The organism is Methanoregula sp. (assembly GCF_002835825.1).
Lineage (GTDB): Archaea > Halobacteriota > Methanomicrobia > Methanomicrobiales > Methanospirillaceae > Methanoregula.
Map to the genome: position 1 here is coordinate 1 of NZ_PIZH01000551.1, position 1,375 is coordinate 1,375.

The window sequence follows — 1,375 nt, forward strand, 5'->3', positions numbered from 1 at the left end:
CCCAGGGACGCCAGGGGGAGATCGGTTGCGCATGCCTGTTTATCACTCATGATCGCCAACGGGCCAGGGTTATGGGGGGCCGGGTGGCTGTGATGCTGGGGGGCAGAATCATCGAGGAAGGAAAGGACATCCTTGATACCCCTGCCCACCCGTTCACCCGGAGGATAACCGGTTGTGATGAAGTTTTGGAAGATGATGCCATTGCCAGAGATTCCTGTACTATTTCAGGTGGATGCGCATTCCTGCCATTCTGCCCGGAGGGAACGGAGCAGTGCCATACATCGCCTCCGGTGCATATCTCTGGTGACCGGAGAATTTGTTGCTACAAGGCGGGATAACAAGGATCTCTTTTCCTGAATTGTATTCAAAAAAATGTTACAAAGTTAAAATAATAAGCACTAAATAACAAAAAAATGTAAAATTGTATGATCTATTAATATGAAACGTGCATCCTATCTTTTTGCAATCCTTGTCATCCTGGTTGTCATTGCTGCCGGTTGCACAGGATCCCCGTCCGTACCAAAAACAGGGGTAGAATCGGGTTCGAATACTGTATCAACTCCTGTTGCGAATACCGTCGCACCAACGGCTGCAGCCGCATCGGCAAAGCCGACAACGCTTGTGCTGGCGGCCCAGTGGGAGCCGAAGACGGTCGATCCCCATGAGTACGGGTATACCGGGCAGAGAATCGGGTATACCGAATCCCTGACCGGAGTTGATGACGAACTCAACGTGGTTCCCAGTCTCGCTACCAGCTGGAAATCATCAGCCGACCTGAAAACCTGGACCTTCACCCTGCGTGATGCCGTGCTGTTCCATGACGGGACTCCCTTCATTGCCGATGCCATGAAGAAGTCCCTCGAACGCTCCCTGGTCAAATCCAAGGCATTCGCTTCAGTCCCCATCATCGAGATCGAGGCTCCCGATGATAAGACCCTTGTTGTTTATTTAAGCAAACCGTTCCCCGCTCTTCCTGCATATCTCAGTAAAGGAGAGGCGTCGGCACTCGCCGCCTCTTCATGGAATGCCAACGGGACACTCATCAAACCGGTCGGAACCGGGCCATTTATCTTCGATTCCTGGAAACCCAAGGAACAGATCATCGCAGTGAAAAATACCCAGTACTGGGGACAGAAAGCCACTGTCGATAAAGTCGTGTACCGGATCATACCGGAAGCACCGACACGGGGAATGCTCCTAAAGAGCGGGGAAGCACAGGTCTCCATCATCCTGCCCCCGGATATCGCGACCGGTTACATGAACAATCCGGAATATACCGTTCAGCAACAGGAGATCCCGAGAGTCCGGATGCTGCAGTTCAATAACGGCCGGGCACCGTTCAACGACAAACGTGTGCGGCAGGCTGTCAGTTACG

At 52.5% G+C, this 1,375-nt stretch carries 1 protein-coding gene; it reads left to right on the forward strand.

What is annotated here, in order from left to right; all coding sequences use genetic code 11:
* Positions 1–438 precede the first annotated feature (438 nt).
* The coding region (locus tag CW742_RS13215) for an ABC transporter substrate-binding protein (RefSeq protein ID WP_292421141.1) at positions 439–1,375 on the forward strand (937 nt) is incomplete at its 3' end.